Consider the following 21,572-nt stretch of genomic DNA (forward strand, 5'->3'; position numbering starts at 1 on the left):
CAGGCCACTTGACCTGAACCTTGGTTGAGGTTGTTGGCTGGTCCCATGCACGCAATCGTTCTGCACGAATACGGCCCGGCGGAGAACCTGAGGTACGAAACCGTGCCCGATCCCGAACCGGGGCCGGGTCAGGTGCGCATCGCGGTCCGCGCGGCCGGGGTGCACTTCATCGAAACGGTGATGCGAACCGGAAAACGGACGGAACTCGCGCCGCCCCCGCCCGAACTGCCGTCGATCTTCGGTGGTGAGGTCGCGGGCACGGTCGAGTCGGTCGGCCCGGACGTGGACGCCGCGTGGCTGGGCGCGCGGGTGGTCGTGTCCGCGAGCAAGCCCGGTGGTTACGCGGAACTGGCTGTCGCCGAAGTGTCCGCGTTGCACCGGATCCCGGACGACGTCGGTTTCGAAGCGGCGGTGGCGATGGTCGTCACCGGCACCACCGCGTTCCAGTTCCTCGACATCGCCCAGCTCACCGCCGAGGACACCGTGCTGATCACCTCGGCCGCGGGCGGAATCGGGCAGTTGCTCGTGCAGTACGCGCGCGGCCTCGGCGCCACCGTGATCGGCGCCGCGGGTGGTCCGGCCAAGGTGGAGATCGTGCGGGCGCTCGGTGCCGACCTGGTGCTCGACTACAACGAACCCGGGTGGGAGAAGGCCGTCGACGGCCAAGTGGTCACCGTCGTTCTCGACGGCGTCGGCGGTTCGAAGGCCGAAGCCGCCTACAGCCTGCTCGCCGACGGTGGCCGGTACCTGACCATCGGGACGTCCTCGCAGCAGGACCACGTGCCGGACCCGGAACTGGCCGCCGCGCGCGGCATCACCACCAGGAACGCGCTCGTCGAGCTTCTCGGGCGACTCGACGAAAGCCCGGGGTTCGAGGTGCGCGCACTGGCCGCGGTGGCCGACGGCAAGCTCGTGCCCGCCGTGCACACCTTCCCGCTGGCCGAAGCCGCCGCCGCGCACGCGGCCCTGGAAAACCGCGCCACCAGCGGAAAAGTCGTGCTGGTGCCCTAGCACTGTCCTGGCCGTGTTTCAGGTAGCCGGCAAGTCCTGGGCGGACAGCTCCACGGCCAGCTCCATGCAGCGCACGCGGGCCGGGGAGAAGTCGTAGGGCATCTTGCCGATGGCTTCGAACGCGCTCATGGAGCCGGCCTCCCGCCTGCCGGAGCCGAGGCCGGCCTCGTCCTCGCCGTCATCGGCGGTGGCAGGGTGCAAGGTGTCCCAGGCGTCGAAGAGGGCATCGTCCTCCTTGTCCAGGCCGGACTCCTCGATTACGGCGTGCAGGGCGCTTTCGAAGGCGTGCCGCTCGGCGGCCACTCGAGCCACCCGTGGATCATCGACGGCGACGCTGTCATCGAGTGCCTCCTCGGCGGCATCGATGCGGTCGGAATCCGCCCGCAGAGCGGGATGCGTGGCCAGGACGATGAAGCGGGTGGCCTGGACGGCCGCGCCGAGCGGGCCGAAGATCCGCTCGGTGACCAGCAGACTGTCCAGGTCCGCCTGACGCAGGGAGCCTTCGGGCAGGCGCTTGAGGCGGTCGGTGACGAAGTCGGAGAGCAGGCCCATCCGGCTGCCTTCGGTGCGCATCCGCCGCACGGCGGTCCGTTGCCGCCGCAATTCCGCCTCCTGCTCGGTGAGGGTTTCCTCCAGCCGCTCCAGGATGCCGTCGATACCGTCTCCGCTGTCCGCTTCGGTGGAAGCCATGTCGGTGGTGAAGGCGTCACGGATGTCGTCCAGGGCGATCCCGGCGTCGGCCATCTTGCGAATCCACAACAGGCGGATCATGTCCTCGTACCCGTAGCGGCGGCGGTCATCAGCGCCCCGCTCGGGCTCGGGGAGCAGGCCGATCTCGTGGTAATGGCGAATCGCCCGTGGCGTGCTGCCGGCGAAGGCCGCCGCGTCACCGATCTTGACCCGGCGGGGTGGCACGAAAGACAAATGCACGAGCAGGACCTTTCCTCAACGGATCGGGAGGTAAGTCCACTGGACCACATGCCGCTACGGAAGGTGCAACCCGGTGCATCCGCGGCCTAGGCGTCGGTGACCCAGTCCATGTGGTCGATCCACTGGTCGAGCAGGGCGCGGTCCCCGTGCACTTCCAGTGCCTGGGCCGCGGTCAGCGGGCGACGCCTGCTGAGCACGAGCAGGAGTTCGACGGCCGGGCCGCGCACCGCGACGTCTGCCTTGGTGTGCGTGCGTTCCAGGGCGACCCTGTCCGGTTCCCGGCGGGCCAGCCACTCCCCCGGCGCGTCGGTGGCGTGGAAGTGCAGGGTCTGGCCGGTGCCGCGCATCGCCTCGGCGAAGTCCTTCCGGTTCTCCCAGTAACCGCGGGAGGTCATCGTGTCCAGCCAGTCCTCGGTGGCCGCGACGGCCTGCTCCGGCTCCAGCTCGTACTGCTTGTCGAGCGACGCGGCCGCGTCCGCGCGATGCACGCTGATCTCGCCGAACAGCCGGCGCGACCAGAACGGCACGCCCGCGGAGGCGCCCGACGGATCCCACACCGGCGCGTCGTCGGCGACGCCTTCGAACGCCTGCTTCGCCTTCTCCGCGGTTTCGGTCAGCCAGGCGCGCCACTGGGCCGAATCGGCCGGAGCCGGGACGTAGGCGGCGAAGGCCTTGCTCGGCTCGGCCAGCTGCTCGCCCACCAGCACCGCCACCATGCGCTGCGTTCCGCCGACGTGATCGACCAGGTCAGCCAGTGTCCACTTCGGACACGTCGGCACCGGGGCCGCCGCGTCCTGGCCGTCCACCCACTCGGCGAGCGTGCTCGTCTGCTCGACAACAGCCGTCAGATACGCGGACGTGTCCATCGTCGTTCCTCCCAGTTCCGGCTCAGCTCGCAGTGGCAGCGGGCCGATGGCGCGGCCAGATTACTCCGGATCGGCCGGACGCGGACGCCACCAATCGGAGGCCGTCAGCTCCGCTGCCGCTCGGCGCCGGTGCCGTTGCGGTGCAGCCATTCGACGAGCTTGTGCACCCTCGCCCAGTCACCGTGCTCCTCCAGCGGGGCGCGCAGGTGCACCAGCAGTTCGGCGACCAGCAGTTCAGCGGGTTTCGGGGCGCCGAGGCGGACGTCCACGCCGTGACCGGTCAGCCCGTACCTGGCCGCCGCCCACACCGCGGCGGCGGCGATCTGCGGCTCGCACGGCTCGGCCTCACGACCGGCGGCCAGATCATTCAGCGCGCGGTGCACCAGCGCGCGGGAGAGCAACGCCTGCAACAGCGCCTCGCCGACGGTGCTCGCGGTGTCCGCCGTCCGGAACTCGACGGTGGGGAACTTGGCGGACAACCGCAACAGCCAGAAACTCATGTCCGCGTCGACGAGAACGCCGCAGTCCACGAGTCGCTCGACCGTCCGCTCGTAGGCCGCGAGGTCAGCGAAATACGGCGGAACGCCGGAACCGGGGAAGCGGGACTGCTGCACCATGCGCCAGCTGGCGTACCCCGTGTCGCGACCGGCGTGGAACGGGGAGTTGACCGAAAGCGCCAGCAACGTCGGCAGCCACGGCGCGACGTGGTTGATCACGGCCACCGCGGTCTCACGCTCGGGGAGTCCGATGTGGACATGACAGCCGCAGGCCTCGTAGTCGGTGACCACGGCGCGGAACCGGTCGTCGATGAGCCCGGCGCGGCCCGGGGATTCGCCGGGCGGGGGCGAGGTTCGCGCGGGGGTGCCGGTCGCCATCGGGATCGCGCCGTGCTCGGCGGCCGCCCGTGCGACGAGGTCGCGTCCGGCGGAAAGCTGGTCTTCGAGTTCGGCGGCGGTGTGGCAGATCCCGGTGGCCACCTCGATCTGGGTGTCGCGCAGTTCGCGCCGGACCGCCGGGCTTCCTGCCGCGTCGCGCACCTCGTCGGCGATCGGGACGGGGGCGCGGGTACGGGCGTCGACGAGCAGGAACTCCTCCTCGACGCCCATCGTGCTCATGGCCCTTCGAGTACCCGGGCACGGCCGATCGAATCGGCTCGCCCATGTGCGCTGGACCACTCGGACCGAGCAGGAAGGGCGTCGAGGAGGGAGTTCTACGGGTAGAAGACGCCGTTGAACCACTGGCCCCTGGCGTCGTCGGAATAGGTGTCGACGTTGAAGTTGTAGTTGCCGTGCTTGCCCTCCCACAGGTAGCCCGGCAGGCCGGAGGCCGCGTTGGCGTCGCAGATGATGTCGTCGGTGCACAGGGTCAGCACCGGGACGTCGCCGAAGAAGTTGTCGGCGCCCGCGAGCGGGAACCCGGCCACCGGCGCGACCAGCGGGTGCGCGGCGGCACCCGGCGCCCCGGGGCCACCGGCCCGCTTCGGGTCGGCGATCAGCACCGCGTTGACGTTGTCGAAGGTCTCCCAGTTCTCGGTGACCCAGGTGTGCACCACGGCCGCGCCCAGCGAGAAGCCGATCGCCTTGACGTGCTGGTCCTGGCAGGCGTTGCGGTGGTCGCGGATCAGCCGGTTCAGCTCGTTCACCCCCTGCCGGGCGTTGATGCCGATCGGCTGGGCCGGGTAGCCGACGCGCTGGCTGATGTTGCCGCCCCAGTAGGGCGCGCTGGAGTTGTTGTCCCCGGTCCCGCCGACCACGATCGTGTAGGTGCCCTCGCAGGACTGGGCCTGCGCGGCCGGCGCACCGGCGAGCACCACGCCGGCGGTGGCGACCACCCCGGCGAGAAATGCGGAAATCCTCTTCATTCGTCAGAAACTAACGAGGTCCGATGAATTTCTGATGAAACGGCAACAACGGCACTCCATCCGGTGACCGTTCCACAGTGGACTCAGCCGTCGTGCACGGTGAGCGCGTACCCCTCGGGACCGGCGAAGGTGAACATCCGGCCGAACGGGCCGTTCTCCGGCGCCCGCAGCACCGGGACGCCGGCGGCGGCCAGCCGGTCGTGCAGCGCCTGCGCGTCGTCCGCGCGGAACCACAGCGCGATCCCGGCGCCCGGCCGCTCGATCGCGTCGAGGTCCAGGCCAGGCAGGGGCTCGCGAACGGCGAACGGGATCGGCTCGGTCGCGAAGACCACCGCTCCCGGCGGGGCGGCGGGCGCCCGGGTCAGGCCGAGGTGCTCCTCGAAGAAGCGCGCCGCCTTCTCCACCTCGCGCACCTGCAGGGCGGCAAAATCCGGTCCGGTGACCATGGGAAACCTCCGTTGATGTCAGGACCTTGACATGGACGAAGGTAGCCCCAAGTCCCGAGGTATGTCAAACTCCTGACATGGACGACGTCACCGAGCGCTTCGGGTACCGCCTCAAGCGCGCCGCCGCCGCCCTGCGCGGGGCCATGGACAAGGCGCTGCGCGAACACGACCTGACCGTTCCGCAGTACGCCTGCCTCGAACTGCTCGACCAGCAACCCGGCCTGTCCAACGCCGACCTGGCCAGGGGCACCTTCGTCACCCGGCAGTCGATGAACGTGGTGCTGCGCGGCCTGCAGGCCGACGGCCTGATCACCCGGCCCGCCACCACCGACCACGGGCGCGCGCTGCCCGCGAGCCTCACCGACGCGGGCCGGGAACGCCTCGACCGGGCACGCGCCGCCGTCTACGCGATCGACCAGCGCCTGACCGAAGCCGTTCCGGCGAGCCGCCGCGCGCAGTTCCTCGCCGACCTGGACCGGATGGCGGACGCGGTTTCCCCGGGCTGAAACCGCGGTGAAACCAACCTCCCGATGCTGGTGCCGGAGCACGAGGCAGTGGAACGAGGAATTGGATGACCGGGCCCGGCACGCCAGGGCAGTACCCGCCCCAGCACCCGCAGCAGCAGTACCAGCAATACCACCACCCGCAGTACCCCCAGCAGCACTACGCCCCCGGCCACCCGCCACCGAAGAAGAAGCTCGGGCTGCTGATCGGGATACTCGCCACCGTGCTGGTGCTCGTCCTGGCCGGCGTCGGGATCTGGGTGTTCACCGCACTGGACGAGCCGGACGGACCCCCGCCCGTGGATGCCTCGCAGGACCTGCAGAAAGCACCGGGCGGCTGCGCGCTTTTCGACGAGCACGAGGTGAAGCCCTACATTCCCGGCCAGATGAAGTTCGAGCCGACCGGGTTCGGCAGTTCCTCGCAGCTGAGCGAACAGGGACAGTGCAACTGGGGCAACATCGACACCTTCACCAAGGACAAGGTCCCGTCCGCGTTCATGATCGCCACCAGCTACGTCTTCCACGCCACCCAGACCAAATCCGGAGTGGACGCCGCGAAGGAACACTTCAAGCGCAGCGTGCGGAAGGGGGCCGCGGCGAACGTGCCCGGCGCCGATGAGGCCGTCCTTGTGGTCGACGGGAAAACCGACTCCTCGGCGGAAGTCACCGTGCGCTACCGCAACGTCGTCTACAAGGTCGACTACAACAACAAGGCCGAAGGCGCGAACGTCTCGTCCACCGCGACCGAGCTGGCCAACGCCGCCATCGGCAAGGTCGTGCCGAAGACCGGGTAGACCACACCCTGGTGATGTTTCCATTGTTACCTTACTATGGGAACAATCACCCGGGGGTGGGGACATGGCGAATCGGGACAGCATCACCAGGAGCTGCTGGCTGGCACTGGCACCGTTGACCTTCGTGACCGCGCTGCCGTGGCTGCTGCTGGCGGTCCACGCGGGCAGGTTGCCGGACCGCGCGTACGTGCACGGCTGGTCGCGGCTCGGGCCCGAATACGCGCATCTCGTGCCGACCTGGACCTCGTGGGCCGCCGGCTACCTCTACCTGCTGTTGTTCGCGGGCGGGTTCGGCGTGGCCCTCTGGCGGTACCGGCGCTGGCCCCGGCTGCGGCGGCGCCTGGTGACCTTCGCCTGGGGAATCTCGGGGCTCTTCGCCGCCGAGATCGTGCTCGCCGTGACCCCCTGGCTCGACCCGGTGGGCGCGGTGAGCGTGCTCGCGGGCATCGTCGGCGCACTGGCGGGCCGGGCGCTTTCCGGTTCACCGCCACCCGGGCCCGCGGCTGTCGGCGGTCCGCCCGAAGGCGTGCCGGTCCGGCGCCTCGGCCCGGCCGAACGCGCGATGTTCACCGAATCGATGTGGTCGGTCAGGGCGGCACTGACCGGCGTCGCGCTCGTCCTGTGCGTGCCGCTGCTGGTTCTTGTGCAGTCCTGGTCGGCGCTGGCACTGGTCCTGCTCCTCATGGGGATGGCGAAAGTGCTGGGGGCCAAGGCGAAGGTGCAGATCGACGGCGACGGGGTGCTGCTGGACCTACCCCTGCTCCGGGTGCGCCACCGGGTTCCGTACCGCTCGGTGCGTTACGCCGAGGTCGACCGGATCCCGTCGCGGAGCTGGTGGCCGCTGGTGGAGAATGCGCGGTACTGGGGATTCGTCGTCGACCGGAGGCCGGTACTGGTGTTGGCACTGAGCGGGGACCGGCCGTTCGCCGCCGGTCTGCGTGACGCGACGGTCGCGGCGGCGCTGGTCAACGGGGAACTCTCCCGCCTGCGGGCTGATTCATGCTGATCTCGGTCGACCCGTCCTCGACGGTGCAGCTCGCCGACCAGGTCGCGCAGTCGGTGCGCGCGGGACTCGCCAGTGGCGCCATCCGCGCCGGTGACCGGCTGCCCCCGGCGCGGCAGGTGGCTTCCGCGCTCGGCATCGGACTGCACACGGTATTGCGCGGTTATCAGCAGTTGCGCGACGAAGGACTGGTCGAACTGCGACGCGGCCGCGGCGCGATCATCACCGAAGCGGGCGAATCGGTGCAGGCGCAGCTCGGGCAGCTCGCGCGCGAATTCATCGGTTCGGTGCGCCGGATCGGACTGGACGACGAGCAAACCCTGGAATTGGTGCGCCACGCCCTGCGCGGTGGGGGTGTGGGCGGACCCGCCCACACCCCCGGACGCATCAGACCATGAAGAACAACACGATGCCGATCAGCGCCAGCACTTCGATGATGGCGAAAGTGCTCCACGCCAGGGTCATCAGCTTGCTCTGCGCTTCCGGCTGACGCGCGGTGCCGTTGATGACGGCGGAAAAGATGAGGCCCACCCCGATACCCGGGCCGATGACGCCCAGTCCGTAACCGATGGTGGCGAGTCCGGGATTGATGTCGACGGCGGCTTGGGCGAGAACCAGATTGCTCATCGGATTTCCCCTTCGCTCGAGGGCCCGGCCGGGCCCGGCACAACAACTGTGACCGGGCCCGACCGCGCACCGCGACCGCCGAATCGGCGCCAAGCGGGGAAATTCAGTTCAGTGGACGAGTTCCTTCGGGAATGCCACCGCCGTCACGAACGGATTCGGTGAGTTCGGCGAGCGCGGTCAACGCGACCCGCTGCGTAAGCGGGCCGTAGGAAATGCGCGCGACGCCGAGTTCGACGAGGCGTTCCTGCGACGGCAAGCCCGGCAGGCCGATGACGGTCAGTCGTTGCGGGCCGAATGCCTCGCTCAGCGTGGAAATCTGCTCCTCGGAAAGCACGCCTGGCACAAAAACCACGGGCGCGCCCGCCTCGAGAAACGCCTTTCCACGCTGGACCGCGTCGGCGAGCACCTCGGCCGGGTCGCGGTCGCCCGCCTTCAGGAACGCGTCGGTGCGGGCGTTGAGCACGAAGTCGGGCACGCCTTCCTCGGCCGCGGCCTTCATGATCGCCTCGACCTGGCCCGCGGCCTCGGTGAGCGGCTTCAGCTGGTCCTCGATGTTGGCCCCGACCGCGCCGACGCCGATCGCGCGGCGAACCGTCTCGGCCGCGTTGCCGTATCCGGCTTCGAGGTCCGCGCTCACCGGCAGCTCGGTGGCGGCGACGATGCGCGCCACCTCCTCGATCATCTCCCCGACCGGGATGTTCTCGCCGTCCTCGTAGCCGCGCGAGGCGGCGATCGAGTGGCTGGCCGTCGCGAGCGCGGTGGTGCCCTCGGTGTCCGCGACCACCTTCGCGCTGATCACGTCCCAGACGTTGACCACTCGCAACAGTCCCGGCTCGCGGTGGAGCCGGAGCAGTTCGGTGGCCTTGGCCGCGACATTCTTGCCGGTCATCTGAACCTTCCCTCGCCTGTACGTGGCGCCGGCGGTGCCGCCGGTCTGCCTGCGGCCAATTCTGCCTGAGTGGTTGCGATCGGAAGGTCGTGACCGCTAAGCACCGGCGCGCTCGGCCAGCTGTCCCAGTTCGGCGGCCTTGCCGGGGTCACCGGCCTGGTCGAACAACGCGCGCGCCTCGTCGAAGGCCGCCACCGCGGCTCGCGGATCGGTGCTGGAGTAGGCCTTGCCCAGCGCGGTCAGCGCGGTGGCCAGGAACGAGTGCCAGCCGCGGGTGCGCCAGAGCGCCACCGACTCCTCCAGGTGCGGCACCGCCCCGGCCGGATCGCCCGCGGCGAGTTCCAGCTCACCGAGCAGTTCGAGCGCCTCGGCCAGGTGGTGGGTCATGCGGTACTCGCGGCTGAGCGCGAGCGACGCCTTCACCGTGGGCACCGCCTCCGGATCGCCGCGCTGGAAGTGCAGGCGCGCCAGCGCGAGCAGGGTCAGCACCTCGGTGTAATTGTCGCGGTAGCGGCGGGAAATGGCCAGTGATTCCTCGAGCATCCGCCTGCTCGTGTCGAAGTTGCCCAGCTCGCGATGCCCGATGCCGGCGAACTGCAGCGCGGTGGCCACGCAGCGCGGGTTGCCCAGCACACGCGCGTGGTCCAGCGCGTGGTCCGCGTGGCTGATCGCGACGTCCACGCGCCGGTTCTGGAAGTGGGCCACCGCGAGCGCCAGCTCCGCGCGGATCCGGCCGCCGAGGTGGTCCGAGCCCGCCGCGAGGTGGAGCGCGCGTTCCGCCATGGCGACGGCCTCGGTGTGGGCGCCGGTGGCGGTGAACGACCACGCGCACATCACCGCCGCGTCGGACATCCCGCGCTCGTGCCCCAGCCTGGTGAACATCTCCAGCAGGCGGAGCGCTTCGGCGTGCAGCCTGGCCATCGCGTTGCCGTCCCGCCCGTCGGTGATCCACGTGGTCACGTCGAGCAGGCCGCGCAGCATCACCGCTTCGCCGAGCCGGTTCCCGGTGCCGCGGCAGACGGCCATCACCTCGGTGTTGAGCTTGGCCCAGTCGGCGTACATGCCGCGCAGGTCGAAGTACTTCTCCAGGCAGCCGGCCAGGTCGAAGGCCAGCTCGGCGTCGCGGAGGCGGCACGCCTGCCGGACCGCCGACAGCAACGCGGCGCGCTCGGCGTCGAACCAGGTGTCCGCCCATTCGTCGCGGAAGCCGCGGAGAACGTGCTCGCTCGGCGGGCGCACCGCGTTGCCGCTGATCGAGGCGTAGCAGGGCCCGGGGATCTTCGCGGCCATCCGTTCGGCGAGCGCGAGCCAGCCGCCCAGACCGCGCGAAAGCACCCGCCGGCGCTCGTCCTCCGGTTCCTCGGCCTCGGCGCGTTCGGCGGCGAAAAGCCGGACGAGGTCGTGAAAGCGATACCGGTACTGCCCCGCCGGATCGGTGCCGGAGACGCTGAGCAGGTGGGCGTCGACCAGTGCCTCGGCGTGCTCGGTCGCCTCGTCCACCGGGCAGTCGAGCACCGTCGCGGCCAGCCAGGCCGGGAAGTCCGGCACCTCGAACAAGCCCAGCAGGCGGAACAACCGCCGCTCGCGCTCTTCGAGCCCTCGATAGCTCAAGGTGAGCGAGGCCCGTACCGCCAGATCACCGGTGGCCAGCCGGTCCAGGCGCGCGTCGCGGAGTTGGGCGGCCAGGTGGGCAAGCCGCCAGGCCGGACGGGCGGCCAGCCGCGCGCCCGCGATCCGCACCCCGAGCGGGAGCGCACCGCACAGGCCGACGATCTCGTGAGCGTCTTCGGCCTCGGAGTGCACGCGGTGCGCACCGGCCACACTGGCGAGCAGTCCCACCGCTTCGTCGGTGGTGAACACGTCGAGATCGATCCGCCGAGCGCCTTCGAGCGCGCTCAGCCTGGCCCGGCTGGTGATCACCACGGCACTGGTCGGGGTACCCGGCAGCAACGGCCTGACCTGCTCCTCCGAGGCCGCGTTGTCCAGCAGCACCAGCACTTTCCGCCCGGCCAGCAGTGTGCGGTACAACTCCGCCCGCTCGGCGGGCTCGGCCGGGATCGCCCGGTCCGCCACCCCGAACGCACGCAGGAACCGCGCGAGCACGTCACCGGGTTTCAGCGGCGACGCCTCCACCCCGCGCAGGTTCGCCCACAGCTGCCCGTCGGGATAGGCCTCCGCCACCTGGTGTGCCGCGTGCACCGCGAGCGCCGTCTTGCCGACGCCGCCCATTCCGGCGATCACCGTGACCCCGGCGCGCCCGGTCAACTCCTCCCGCAGGACCGCCGATTCGCCGGGGCGGCCGGTGAAATCCGGGACACCCGCCGGGAGCAGCGCGGGCGGCGACCACGCGCGAACACCCACCGGTGATCCCGGCCCGGCATCCGCGTCCTCGTGCGTGTCGGGGGTGGCGAGCGCGGGATCGGCACTCAGGATGCCGAGGTGCAGCCGGGTCAGCGCTTCACCGGGATCGACGCCCAGTTCCCCGGCGAGGTGGCGGCGGGTGCGTTCGTAGCAGGCCAGCGCGTCGGCGGTGCGGCCGCTGCGGTACAGGGCGAGCATCAATTGCCCGGCCAAGCGTTCGTTGAACGGCTGCGCCGCCAGCGCCGTGCTGCAGGCCGTCACCACTTCGCCGGTGCGGCCGCATCGCAACCGGAGATCGTTCAGCTCGAGTTCCGCGGCGAACCGCTCGCGGTGCAACGCCTCCCGCAGGCCGTTGAACCAGGGGGAATCCACGGTGGCGAACGGCTCCCCCCGCCACAGGGCCAGTGCCTGCTCGAACAGGGCCATGGCCTGGCCGTTTTCGGCGGCGCGGGCACGGGCGGTCAGTGAGCGGAACCGGTGCAGGTCGACGGTGCCGGGATCGACCGCGAGCAGATAACCGTCCGGCCCGCGCTCGATGCTCGCGGCCGGCGTGAGCGGGGAAAGCGCCTGGCGCAGCCGGGAAAGGTAGCTGTAGAGCGTCGCCTGCACGCTCTTTGTCGGCCGTTCGCCCCACACCCGGTCGACCAATCGGCCGACCGGAACCTGGCGATCCGCCTCCACCAGCAATACGGCCAGCACCTGGCGCTGCCTGGCGTGCCCGAGCGCGATCGGCCGCCCGTTCTCGCGCGCCTCGATCGCCCCCAGCAAGGAGAACTCCGCCGCCATCAGAATTCCTCTCCTGGCTCCCGTTCAAGATATGCCCAAGGTTCCGTCAAGCGCCAGTGCCTATGGCGGCGGGCATTCAAGAAAAATCCCAGTCGGGCCGCACATGCTGTGGCCATTACCGCTACTGGATCCCACTGAAGTGTCCACAGTAGACATAGGTGATCGAGGGGGAGACCGATGCCATCGACAGGGGAACTGCTGTACCCGCAGAGAGCCTGGGACGAGGCGGCCTGGCGGCTGCCGGACGGCGCGGCGACCGGAATCCGCGCCTACCGCGGTTTCCGGTTCGACCAGCGCAGTCTCCGAGCGGATCGCCCCGTCCCGTCGCCACGCGTTTCGGTGGTGCTGCTCTGCGGCGGGCCGGGCGAGGGGATCGAGGTGGCGCTCGAACCGTGGGCCGCGTACACCTTGTTCGGCAGCCCGCGGAACGACCGGCTGCCCGTTCCGTGGCTGCGCGCGGCGACCGGGGAACTCCGCGGTATCGGCGAATGGCGGCGCAGGTTCGTTCTGCTGCATTCGATCCTGCGCCGCCGCCTGGCCGCCGGGCCGCCGAGCGCACCGGCGGTCCGGCGTGCCTGGCACACCCTCGCCGACACCGGCGGCACGGTGTCGATGACCTGCCTGGCGCGCGCCGCCGGTTCCAGTGAACGGCAACTGGAACGCCGATTCCGGCAGCAGATCGGCATTCCGCCGAAAGTCGCCGCGCGCCTGTTCCGCTTCCGCACCGCGTTGCGCCTGCTTTCCGAGGGAAAGGCCGCCGCCGAGGTCGCGGCTTTCTGCGGTTTCTGCGACCAGGGCCATCTCAGCCGTGAATTCACCGCGATGACCGGGCTGTCGATCTGCCGTTTCTTCACGCGGCGCCGGGATTCCAGGCCGCCGTTGCGAATCGGGGCGGACGGGCGGGCCGACGGGCTGGTGGTCCCGGCGGGCCACGGCATGGCGGCTTTCTCCAAGACGGACGCCACCGGCATCGAGCAAAGTGTGCCGCGAGCCGGGGAAAACACTTCTCCCGGCCGGAGCGAGTGAGGAGAAACCCATGTACCGCAAGGTGGAAACGCTGGGCGCGCGGCTGCTCGGGGCACTGGTGCCCCGGGTCGACGCGGCCGCCGCGTGCTCGGTGACCTGCTGGACCTACTGCTGGCAGTGCAACTACCGGCCGTGCTGCCGCAAGACCGACTGCCTGCTGCAGTGCCACTGACCGCCTCCGCCCCGCCGGTCCCGTACGGGCGGGGCGGAGGCCCGCCGAGGAGAAGCCATGACCCAGTACTGGCACGTCGGGATCCGCTGCGCGATCGGGCTCGTTTTCCTGGTGTCCTCGGTCGGCAAGGTGGCCGGCCGGAACGCCTTCACCGCGTTCACCGATTCCGCGCGGCGCCTGGGTTCCCTGCCAGCTTCGCTGGCCGGTCCGGTGGCGGCGGCCGTGGTGGCGGCCGAGTTCGCGGTGTGGATCCTGCTGGTGCTGCCGGGAACGACGGCACCGGTTGCCGGGCTCCTGCTCGCCGTGGTGCTGCTGCTCGGTTTCGCGGTCGCCGCGCTGCGGGCGATCCGCCGGGGCGTCGGCACCCCCTGCCGCTGCTTCGGTGGCTCCGCGACGCCGCTCGGCCCCCGGCACGTCGTGCGCAACGTCCTGCTCGCGGCCGCCGCCGTCACCGCTGTCACCGCCGCTCCCGCGCGCCTTCCGGCGCAGCCGGGCGCGCTGGCGATGGCCCTGTTCGCCGGTCTGCTGGCCGGTGGCCTGATCGTCCTGCTCGACGACCTGGTCGGGCTCTTCGCGAAGACCGCTGGTCTCCGCTGACCACTGGAGGAACCGTGTCCGTGCTGATCGCCGGCGTTGTGCTCGCCGGCCTGCTCTGCCTGCTCGATCTGGTCCTCACCCTCGGGGTGATCAAGCGCCTGCGCGAGCACACCGAACTGCTCGCCCGCGCGAACAGTCCCCGCACCGCACTCGCGCCGGGCGAGCGGGTCGGCGAGTTCGCCACTTCCACTTTGGACGGACGCCGGCTGGCTCAGGCCGACCTCGGCGCCGAAACGCTGGTCGCGTTCTTCTCCCCCACCTGCGAACCGTGCGAGGAGAAGATTCCCGGCTTTCTCGATTTCGCCCGCGAATTTCCGGGCGGCCGTGATCGCGTGCTCGCGGTTGTCGTCGGCGACCCCGCCGAAGCGAACTGGCGGGTCGAAGACTTCTTCGACGTGGCGCGGGTGGTCGTCGAACCGGCCGAAGGCGCGGTGAGCACGGCGTTCGGTGTCCGCGGTTTCCCCTCCGTGCTGATCACCGGCCCCGGCCCCGACGGTGTGCCGGTGGTGACCACGGACGACGTGCGGCTGACCGCACCGGCCACGGCATGAGCGAGCACCCGCTGCTCCGGCGGGTTCCGGCGGTCTGGTCGCTGGCCGCCGGAACGGCGCCGGGCCTGCTGGTGGCCCACGTCGCGGTGGCGCTCACCACGGGCGCGCTGCCGGTCGCGATCGCGTGGCTGACCAAGCTGCTGCTGGACGCGCTGTCCACCGGCGGTCCGGTGCTGGGTCCGGTGCTGGGCCTCGCGCTGGCGGGGCTGGCCGCCGGGGTGGCGCCCCACGTGACGCGGTACCTGAAGGCCGAGCTGGACCGGCGGGTGGAACTGGTGGCGCAGGACCGGTTGTTCGGCGCGGTGGAGCGGTTCACCGGCCTTCGCCGGTTCGAGGACCCGGAGTTCCTCGACCGGCTGCGCCTGGCCAGGCAGTCCGGGTCGAACACGGCCGACCAGGCCGTCGACGGGGTGCTGGGCATCGGTGCCGCCCTGCTCACCGTCGGCGGCTTCGCCGGGTCGCTGTCGCTGATCAGCCCGTGGCTGGCGGTGCTGGTGCTCTCGGCCGGGGTGCCGACCCTGATCGCGGAGATCGCGTTGTCCCGGCGGCGGGCGCGGATGCTGTGGGAGATCGGGCCCGCCGAGCGGCGCGAGATCTTCTACAGCGATCTGCTGTCCACTGTGGAGGCGGCGAAGGAGGTCCGGCTGTTCGGCATCGGCCCCTTCCTGCGCGGCCGGATGCGCGGCGAACGCGAGGAGACCAACGCGGCCAAGCGCGCGGTCGACCGGCGGGAGGCGCTGACCCAGGCCGCGCTCGGCCTGCTCGCCGCGCTGGTCGCCGGGAGCGGTCTCGGCTGGGCGGCGAGCGCGGCCGCCCGCGGTGAGTTCTCCGTCGGGGACGTCACCGTGTTCGCGGCCGCGGTTGCCGGGGTGCAGCTCGCGGTCGCCGGGCTGGCCAACGAACTGGCCCGCACCCACCACGCGCTGCTGCTGTTCGGGCACTACCAGGAGGTGCTCACCGCGGCACCGGACCTGCCAACCGCCACCCGGCCGCGCCGGATCGGCCCGCTGCGTGAGGGGATCGAGCTGCGCGACGTCTGGTTCCGGTACTCCGACGAGCACCCGTGGGTGCTGCGCGGGGTGTCGCTGCACCTTCCGCACGGCACCAATCTGGCGCTGGTTGGCCTGAACGGGGCCGGGAAGTCCACTTTGGTCAGCCTGCTCTGCCGCTTCTACGACCCGTGCGCCGGCTCGATCCGCTGGGACGGGGTGGACCTCAGGGAGTTCGACATCGCCGAGCTGCGCCACCGGATCGGCGCGGTGTTCCAGGACTACATGGAGTACGACCTCACCGTGGCCGAGAACATCGGCCTCGGTGACCTGACCGCGCTCGACGATCCCGCCCGCGTCCGCGCGGCGGCCGAGCGCGCCGGGGTGCACCAGCGCGTCACCGAACTGCCCGACGGCTACCGGACCCTGCTGTCCAGGACCTTCTTCGCCGAGTCCGAAAAGGACGATCCGGTGTCCGGGGTGCTGCTCTCCGGCGGCCAGTGGCAGCGGCTGGCGCTGGCCCGCGCGTTCCTGCGGGACCGCCGCGACCTGATGATCCTCGACGAACCCGCCGCCGGGCTCGACGCCGTGGCCGAGCACGAGATCCACCACGCGCTGCGGCACCACCGGCGTGGCCGGACCAGCGTGCTGATCTCCCACCGGCTCGGCGCCCTCCGCTCGGCGGACCGCATCGCCGTGCTCCACGAAGGCCGGGTCGCCGAAGAGGGCACGCACGCCGAACTGCTCACCGCCGGTGGGCAGTACGCCACGCTGTACCGGTTGCAGGCGGCCGGTTACCAGGAGCCCGCGGCGCTGGGAGGGAACTGATGCGCGTGCTGGCGCTCGCGGTGCTGGCCGCGGCCTTGGTGGCGCACCGGAAGCTGGTGCTGGTCACCGTGCGCGGGCAGAGCATGGAGCCCACCTACCGGGAGGGCGACCGGGTGCTGGTCCGCCGGGGCGCCCGGCTGGTGCCCGGCCGGGTCGTGGTGCTGGCGTCCCCGCCCGGCACGGTGGACCAGGGCTGGCTGATCAAGCGGATCGCCGCCACCGCCGGGGATCCCGTCCCCGACCGGCTCGCCGGGCTGACCGGCAACCGGGTGCCCGCCGGGAAACTGGTGCTGCTGGGCGACAATCCCGAAGTCAGCCTGGATTCCAGGGAGATCGGCTACTTCCCGGCCGATCACGTGCTCGGCGCGGTGATCGGCTCCACCGGATCGCGGAGGCCCGGCCCCGGCCGCCAGCCGAAAGGATGAGGTCCGCCCCGACGGCGCTGTCGTAGCGTGACCGCCATGCCCGAACTGTTCGACCGGCGCAGCCTCCCGCAGCGCGCCGCCATGGTGTCCATCGTGGTCGTCGCCCTCGGTCTCGCCGTGGGCGAGGGCTTCAGCGCGGAGAGCGTGCCCACCGGGATCGGCCTGGTGCTGTGCGCGGCGCTGCCCGTCTTCGCGCTGGTGCTGACCACCGTGCGCCCGGCGGCCATCGTCGGCATCGGCGCGGTTTCGATGGCGTTCACCGCGTACTGCTGGCTGGCGCGGGACTGGCCGGACAACACCTTCGGCGCGGTCGAACTGGCCGGCCTGTCCTACCTGCTGGTCCGCGTGGTGGTGCAGTTCCCGCGGCTGAGGGCGGCGGGCACCGCCACCGTGCTGGCGCTGGCGATCGGGCTGCTGCCGCTGCGGATCGACGAGGTGGAGAACGAGTACCTCGGCCTGATGGCGGCCATGCTGTTCGTCGGGGTGGCCTTCCTGGTGCTGCTGGGCCTGTACCTGCGGTTGCACGACCGGCGCCGGGCCGACGGCTTCGAGCTGGCCAAGCAGGCGCAGCGGCTGGCCTACGCCCGCGACCTGCACGACTTCGTCGCCCACCACGTCACCGGCATCGTCGCCCAGACCAAGGCGGTCCGCTACACCACCGCCGCCGGCATCACGCCCGAACCCGCCGACCTGGACGCCATGCTGGCCGGGATCGAACTGGCCGGTTCGCGTGCGCTGGCCTCGATGCGCTCGATGGTGACCACCCTGCGCGACGACGAACCGGTGCCCCACCTGCCCTACCGCACGATCGGCGAGGTGGTGGACGCCGCCGTCGGCGGGTTCTCCCCCACCGGACCGTCGGTGAGCACCGCGCTCGACCCCGAACTCGCCGCCCGCCCGCTGTCCGGACCGGTGCTCGACGCCGCCCACCACGTGGTGCAGGAGTCGCTGACCAACGTGCTGCGCCACGCCGAGGACGCCGTCCGGGTGGAGGTCGGCGCCCGGCCGGGTGACGACGGGTTGCTGGAACTCACCGTCACCGACGACGGCACCCCCGCGCCGCCGGGCAGCGGCGGGCACGGGCTGGTCGGCCTCGCCGAACGCGTCGGCGCCGCGGGCGGCTCGCTCGTCGCGGGACCGGCCGAGCGAGGGTGGCGGGTCACCGCCCTGCTGCCGGTGAAGGGATCATCGGCACCATGACGACCCGGGTGCTGCTCGCCGACGACCAGGAAATGATCCGCACGGCCTTCCGGATGATCCTGTCCGCCCAGCCGGACATCGAGATCGTCGCCACGGTGGCCGACGGTCGCGCCGCCGTCGACGAAGCCCGCCGCCTGCGCCCGGACGTGTGCCTGCTCGACATCCGCATGCCCGGGCTGGACGGGCTGGAGGCCACCCGGCTGCTGGCCGGCGCCGGCGTGCGGGACCCGCTCAACGTGCTCATCGCCACCACCTTCGACCTCGACGAGTACGTCTACCGGGCGTTGCGCAACGGCGCGTGCGGTTTCCTGCTCAAGGACATGTCGCCCGCGCTGCTGGTGGAGGCGGTGCGCGCGGCCGCCACCGGGACCTCGATGGTGTCCCCGTCGGTGACCGTCCGATTGCTCTCGCACCTGGCACCGCGGCGCACGCCCGACGCCGCGCCCGAGCCGGAACCGGTGGAAGCGCTGACCGAACGCGAAGAGGCCGTGGTGCGGCTAGTCGCCCGCGGCCACACCAACGACGAGGTCGCCGGCCACCTGCACGTCAGCCAGGCGACGGTGAAAACGCACCTGTCCAACGTGCAGCGCAAGCTCGACGCTCGCAACCGGGTCGAAGTGGCCGCGTGGGCGTGGCGCACCGGCCTGTGCGCCGGCGACTGACCCGACTCCTACCCGGGCAGGAGCGGGAAGTTCGCGCGGAAGAGCCCAGCTGGGTCGAGGTCGGCCTTGAGCGCGGTCAGCTTCCAGTAGTCCGCCGGATCGAACGCGGACTCGATCTTCTCCTGGGCGTCGAGGTCGTCGAGATCGTCGAAGAGGAAGTTGAGCGAGCGCCCGACCGCGTGCGGCGACCAGGGTTCCAGCAGTTCGTCGTGCAGCGCGCGCACTTCGGGCACCTGCTCGGGTGTGGTCGGCGAGAGCACCCCGAGCAGGTATCCGGCGTCGCGATGACCGACCGCGTTCGGGATCCCGGCCGGTCGCGAAAGCGCGCCGCCCAGATGTCGCAGGCCGACCACGCACATCGCCGGAGCGCCGGGACCGGCTCGCTCGACCAGCGCGGGCAGCTTGTCCGGGTCGACGGCATCGAGCAGGAGGTTGTCACCTCGGTAGGCGTGCGGCTGATCCGGTTCGGCGAAGACCGCTTCGGACCGGGTGAACGGGATCTCCTGAACCTCGTCGGCCAGGGGATTCATGGCACGCAACGGTTCCAGCAGTTCATCACCGTCCTTTTGGGACCCGAGGTAGGCGATCCGCACGGTGCCGGTGTGCTGTCCGGGAAGGGCGATCGCCGCCACCGCCGAGGTCATCTCCTCGGGCAGCCCGGCCGTCCACCGGTACCAGGCCGGTAGCAGTTCCGGGGTCCGCGCGAGGTCGAAGGTGAGCGTGCCGCCGTAGAGGCGGGCGACCGGCATCAGCTCGATCTCGATTCCGGTGACCACACCGAAATTGCCGCCACCACCGCGCAACGCCCAGAACAGGCCGGGGTCCGTTTTGTGCGTCACCTGGCGGAGTTCACCGTCGGCGGTGACCAGGTCGACGCGGCGGACGTGGTCGGCCGCGAAGCCGTAACGCCGCGCCAGCACGCCGATCCCGCCGCCCAGCGTGTAGGAAACCGCGCCGACTCCTGGAAGGCTGCCCGACAGCGGCGCGAGTCCGTGCGGCGCCGCCGCGTCGATCACGTCCCGCCACCGCGCGCCCGCCTCGACCCGTGCCGTGCGCCTCGCGGGGTCGACCTCGACCGCGGTCATGCCACCGGTGGTGATCAGCACGCCGGTGCCGTCGAGCGGCCGGGTCAGCCCGTGGCCGGTGGCCTGCACGGCGACCGGTTCGCCCCTGGCCGCCGCCAGTCGCACGGCGTCGCGGACGTCTTCGCTGGTGGACGCCTCGACGACCACCGCGGGCCGGTGCGCGGCCAGCAGCTGGTAACCGGGTACTTCGTTGTTGTTCTCGATCATGGTCGCCAACGTAGGATCCGTTGCGGACACCAGAGGTCCGCAACGGAACGGGCGAGGAAATGACGCACCAGGACATGTCCACCCGGTTGCTCCGGCTGCTGTCGCTGCTGCAGAGCCGTCCCGAGTGGCCGGGCGGCGAACTCGCTGCGAAGCTCGGCGTGACCACCCGCACCGTGCGCCGCGACGTCGAACGCCTGCGGCAGCTCGACTACGTGGTGGAAGCGACCACCGGCACCACGGGTGGCTACCGCCTTGGCGCCGGGCAGAAGATGCCGCTGCTGCACCTCGACGACGACGAGGCGATCGCCGTGGCCACCGGGCTCGTGACGCGGGCGGGCGGCAGCATCGCCGACTTCGACAGCAGCTCGATGCGAGCGCTGGCCAAGGTCAAGCGCATGCTCCCGGCCCGCCTTCGGCCACGGCTGGCCGCACTCGCCAACACGACCTCACCGCACGCACCACCCGGCGCCGATCCCCTCGTCCTCACCACGCTCGCTTCCTGTTGCACAGAACGGGAAACGGTCACCTTCGGTTACCGCAACCGCGCCGGGGAGGCGAGCGAGCGCCGCGTCGAGCCGCACAGCCTGGTCACCGCGGAACGCCGCTGGTACCTGCTCGGTTTCGACGTGGGCCGCGAGGACTGGCGCGTCTTCCGTGCCGACCGGATCGGTGAACCCACGTCCACGCGCCACCGGTTCACGCCCCGCGCACTGCCCGCGGAGAGCCCGGCCGATTACGTCACGAGATCGCTTTCGACCACGCTCTACCGGCACACCGCGCGAATGCGGGTGCCGATGTCCGCGGAATCGGTGCGCGCCAAGCTCTTCTCACCGATCCCCGGCGGCATCGACGATGACGGCCCGGACGGCTGCACCATCCTGCTCAGCACCGACAGCGCCGAGGTCATCACCCAGTACATCGCCGCCATCGGCGCGCTGGCCCCGGATTTCCAGCTCGAAACCGACCCGGAGATCCGCGACCGCCTGCGCGCGCTGGGGAAGTCGCTCAGCGAGTAGCGAATTCGCCGCCGTTGACGTTGATGACCTGGCCGGTGAGCTGGCGGGCGCCGCCGGAGGCCAGGAAGGCGACGGTCTCGGCGATGTCCTCGGGCGCACCGGCGCGGCCGGTCATCGCGGCCTCGATCAGCGAGGACCGGCGTTCGTCGGTCAGCTTGTCGCGGAAGAACTCGGTGTCGGCGATGTAGCCGGGCGCGACGACGTTGGCGGTGAGCCCGCGCCTGCCGACCGACCTGGCGAGGTCGATGTTCCACGACGCGATCGCCGCCTTCGCCGCGCCGTAGGAACCGGCGCCCTTGTCCGCGGCGATCGAGCCGATCGTGATGATCGAGCCGCCGGGCCGCAGTTTGTCCAGGCAGGCGGTGGTCATCAGCACCGCGGTCACCACGTTCGCTTCGAGGTTCGACCGCCAGTTCTCGGCGACCGCGGCGAGCGTTCCCGGTGCCGCGCGGTCGAAGTCGGTGTTCCCGCCGGCGTTGTTGACCAGCACGTCGATCTCGCCGAGCGTGCCGGCGAACCGCTCCACCTGCTCGGGGTCGGCGGCGTCGAAGCACGCGGTGCGCACGGTGAGTTCGGCGGCCGCGCGGTCCAGCACCTCCTGCCGCCGTCCGGTGATCACGACGTCGTCGCCGGCTTTCGCGAACGCCGCCGCGATCGCCCTGCCGATGCCGGTGCCGCCGCCGGTCACCACGATGGTCCTGCTCACGAGGTTCCCCCCTGGGGTCGGGTTATCATGT

24 protein-coding genes are annotated in these 21,572 nt (G+C 71.2%); 14 read left to right on the forward strand and 10 right to left on the reverse strand.

Annotated elements, in window-relative coordinates; all coding sequences use genetic code 11:
• Positions 1 to 45 precede the first annotated feature (45 nt).
• Positions 46 to 1,011: a zinc-binding dehydrogenase gene (locus YIM_RS37390; RefSeq protein ID WP_153034869.1), complete on the forward strand. Its 966-nt coding sequence runs from the start codon at positions 46 to 48 to the stop codon at positions 1,009 to 1,011.
• Between the two features lie 18 nt (positions 1,012 to 1,029).
• On the opposite strand, the gene YIM_RS37395 is transcribed toward YIM_RS37390, so the two are convergent.
• The 5 genes from YIM_RS37395 to YIM_RS37415 all read right to left on the reverse strand — a co-directional run bounded on the left by YIM_RS37395 (position 1,030) and on the right by YIM_RS37415 (position 5,114).
• A complete protein-coding gene (locus YIM_RS37395) occupies positions 1,030 to 1,926 on the reverse strand; it encodes a MerR family transcriptional regulator (protein ID WP_228004271.1) in 897 nt (298 codons plus the stop codon).
• 101 nt (positions 1,927 to 2,027) lie between these two features.
• Positions 2,028 to 2,807 (reverse strand): maleylpyruvate isomerase N-terminal domain-containing protein, encoded by a 780-nt coding sequence (locus YIM_RS37400; RefSeq protein ID WP_153034871.1) that lies wholly within the window; start codon positions 2,805 to 2,807, stop codon positions 2,028 to 2,030.
• Positions 2,808 to 2,911: 104 nt separating this feature from the next.
• On the reverse strand, positions 2,912 to 3,922 hold the full coding sequence (locus tag YIM_RS37405; RefSeq protein ID WP_153034872.1) for a glutamate--cysteine ligase: 1,011 nt from the start codon (positions 3,920 to 3,922) through the stop codon (positions 2,912 to 2,914).
• A 95-nt stretch (positions 3,923 to 4,017) separates the two neighbouring features.
• Complete coding sequence (locus YIM_RS37410) at positions 4,018 to 4,668, reverse strand: cutinase family protein (RefSeq protein ID WP_153034873.1); 651 nt, start codon at positions 4,666 to 4,668, stop codon at positions 4,018 to 4,020.
• A gap of 83 nt (positions 4,669 to 4,751) precedes the next feature.
• A complete protein-coding gene (locus tag YIM_RS37415) occupies positions 4,752 to 5,114 on the reverse strand; it encodes a VOC family protein (protein ID WP_153034874.1) in 363 nt (120 codons plus the stop codon).
• Between the two features lie 77 nt (positions 5,115 to 5,191).
• Between YIM_RS37415 and YIM_RS37420 the strand changes: the two genes are divergently transcribed.
• The 4 genes from YIM_RS37420 to YIM_RS37435 all read left to right on the forward strand — a co-directional run bounded on the left by YIM_RS37420 (position 5,192) and on the right by YIM_RS37435 (position 7,812).
• Positions 5,192 to 5,620: a MarR family winged helix-turn-helix transcriptional regulator gene (locus YIM_RS37420; protein WP_153034875.1), complete on the forward strand. Its 429-nt coding sequence runs from the start codon at positions 5,192 to 5,194 to the stop codon at positions 5,618 to 5,620.
• Positions 5,621 to 5,685: 65 nt separating this feature from the next.
• The gene (locus tag YIM_RS37425; RefSeq protein ID WP_153034876.1) at positions 5,686 to 6,411 is read left to right on the forward strand and encodes a hypothetical protein; all 726 of its coding nucleotides are present in this window, start codon (positions 5,686 to 5,688) and stop codon (positions 6,409 to 6,411) included.
• A gap of 64 nt (positions 6,412 to 6,475) precedes the next feature.
• The gene (locus tag YIM_RS37430) at positions 6,476 to 7,417 is read left to right on the forward strand and encodes a hypothetical protein (RefSeq protein WP_153034877.1); all 942 of its coding nucleotides are present in this window, start codon (positions 6,476 to 6,478) and stop codon (positions 7,415 to 7,417) included.
• Positions 7,411 to 7,812 (forward strand): GntR family transcriptional regulator, encoded by a 402-nt coding sequence (locus YIM_RS37435; protein ID WP_153034878.1) that lies wholly within the window; start codon positions 7,411 to 7,413, stop codon positions 7,810 to 7,812. Before YIM_RS37430 ends, YIM_RS37435 begins: the two co-directional genes overlap by 7 nt.
• On the opposite strand, the gene YIM_RS37440 is transcribed toward YIM_RS37435, so the two are convergent.
• The 3 genes from YIM_RS37440 to YIM_RS37450 form a co-directional block, all read right to left on the reverse strand.
• Positions 7,802 to 8,041, reverse strand: coding sequence for an ATP F0F1 synthase subunit C (locus YIM_RS37440; RefSeq protein WP_153034879.1), 240 nt, complete (start codon positions 8,039 to 8,041; stop codon positions 7,802 to 7,804). The two genes, YIM_RS37435 and YIM_RS37440, sit on opposite strands and share 11 nt — an antisense overlap.
• A gap of 103 nt (positions 8,042 to 8,144) precedes the next feature.
• On the reverse strand, positions 8,145 to 8,930 hold the full coding sequence (locus YIM_RS37445; protein ID WP_153034880.1) for an isocitrate lyase/phosphoenolpyruvate mutase family protein: 786 nt from the start codon (positions 8,928 to 8,930) through the stop codon (positions 8,145 to 8,147).
• 96 nt (positions 8,931 to 9,026) lie between these two features.
• The gene (locus tag YIM_RS37450; RefSeq protein ID WP_153034881.1) at positions 9,027 to 12,077 is read right to left on the reverse strand and encodes a BTAD domain-containing putative transcriptional regulator; all 3,051 of its coding nucleotides are present in this window, start codon (positions 12,075 to 12,077) and stop codon (positions 9,027 to 9,029) included.
• A gap of 177 nt (positions 12,078 to 12,254) precedes the next feature.
• Here YIM_RS37450 and YIM_RS37455 point away from each other — a divergent pair, with 177 nt between their 5' ends.
• The 8 genes from YIM_RS37455 to YIM_RS37490 are packed head-to-tail and all read left to right on the forward strand — an operon-like array spanning position 12,255 to position 18,527.
• Positions 12,255 to 13,103: an AraC family transcriptional regulator gene (locus YIM_RS37455; protein WP_153034882.1), complete on the forward strand. Its 849-nt coding sequence runs from the start codon at positions 12,255 to 12,257 to the stop codon at positions 13,101 to 13,103.
• Positions 13,104 to 13,113: 10 nt separating this feature from the next.
• Positions 13,114 to 13,275 carry a hypothetical protein gene (locus YIM_RS37460; RefSeq protein WP_153034883.1) on the forward strand — a complete coding sequence of 54 codons (162 nt, stop codon included), beginning with the start codon at positions 13,114 to 13,116 and terminating at the stop codon, positions 13,273 to 13,275.
• Positions 13,276 to 13,332: 57 nt separating this feature from the next.
• Positions 13,333 to 13,872 (forward strand): MauE/DoxX family redox-associated membrane protein, encoded by a 540-nt coding sequence (locus YIM_RS37465; protein WP_153034884.1) that lies wholly within the window; start codon positions 13,333 to 13,335, stop codon positions 13,870 to 13,872.
• 14 nt (positions 13,873 to 13,886) lie between these two features.
• The gene (locus YIM_RS37470) at positions 13,887 to 14,423 is read left to right on the forward strand and encodes a TlpA disulfide reductase family protein (protein ID WP_153034885.1); all 537 of its coding nucleotides are present in this window, start codon (positions 13,887 to 13,889) and stop codon (positions 14,421 to 14,423) included.
• Positions 14,420 to 16,240, forward strand: a complete 1,821-nt coding sequence (locus YIM_RS37475) for an ABC transporter ATP-binding protein (RefSeq protein WP_153034886.1) — start codon at positions 14,420 to 14,422, stop codon at positions 16,238 to 16,240. Before YIM_RS37470 ends, YIM_RS37475 begins: the two co-directional genes overlap by 4 nt.
• Positions 16,240 to 16,665, forward strand: a complete 426-nt coding sequence (locus YIM_RS37480) for a S26 family signal peptidase (protein WP_153034887.1) — start codon at positions 16,240 to 16,242, stop codon at positions 16,663 to 16,665. The genes YIM_RS37475 and YIM_RS37480 overlap by 1 nt, the downstream gene beginning before the upstream one ends.
• 36 nt (positions 16,666 to 16,701) lie before the next feature.
• Entirely contained in the window at positions 16,702 to 17,865 is a 1,164-nt protein-coding gene (locus tag YIM_RS37485; protein WP_153034888.1) for a sensor histidine kinase, read from the forward strand.
• On the forward strand, positions 17,862 to 18,527 hold the full coding sequence (locus tag YIM_RS37490; RefSeq protein ID WP_153034889.1) for a response regulator transcription factor: 666 nt from the start codon (positions 17,862 to 17,864) through the stop codon (positions 18,525 to 18,527). The genes YIM_RS37485 and YIM_RS37490 overlap by 4 nt, the downstream gene beginning before the upstream one ends.
• A gap of 8 nt (positions 18,528 to 18,535) precedes the next feature.
• On the opposite strand, the gene YIM_RS37495 is transcribed toward YIM_RS37490, so the two are convergent.
• The gene (locus YIM_RS37495; RefSeq protein WP_153034890.1) at positions 18,536 to 19,819 is read right to left on the reverse strand and encodes an FAD-binding oxidoreductase; all 1,284 of its coding nucleotides are present in this window, start codon (positions 19,817 to 19,819) and stop codon (positions 18,536 to 18,538) included.
• Between the two features lie 20 nt (positions 19,820 to 19,839).
• Between YIM_RS37495 and YIM_RS37500 the strand changes: the two genes are divergently transcribed.
• Entirely contained in the window at positions 19,840 to 20,835 is a 996-nt protein-coding gene (locus YIM_RS37500) for a helix-turn-helix transcriptional regulator (protein ID WP_370468909.1), read from the forward strand.
• Here the strand turns inward: YIM_RS37500 and YIM_RS37505 are convergent.
• A complete protein-coding gene (locus YIM_RS37505; protein ID WP_153034891.1) occupies positions 20,825 to 21,541 on the reverse strand; it encodes an SDR family NAD(P)-dependent oxidoreductase in 717 nt (238 codons plus the stop codon). The genes YIM_RS37500 and YIM_RS37505 overlap by 11 nt on opposite strands.
• Between the last annotated feature and the right edge of the window lie 31 nt (positions 21,542 to 21,572).

Source organism: Amycolatopsis sp. YIM 10 (genome assembly GCF_009429145.1).
Taxonomy (GTDB): domain Bacteria; phylum Actinomycetota; class Actinomycetes; order Mycobacteriales; family Pseudonocardiaceae; genus Amycolatopsis.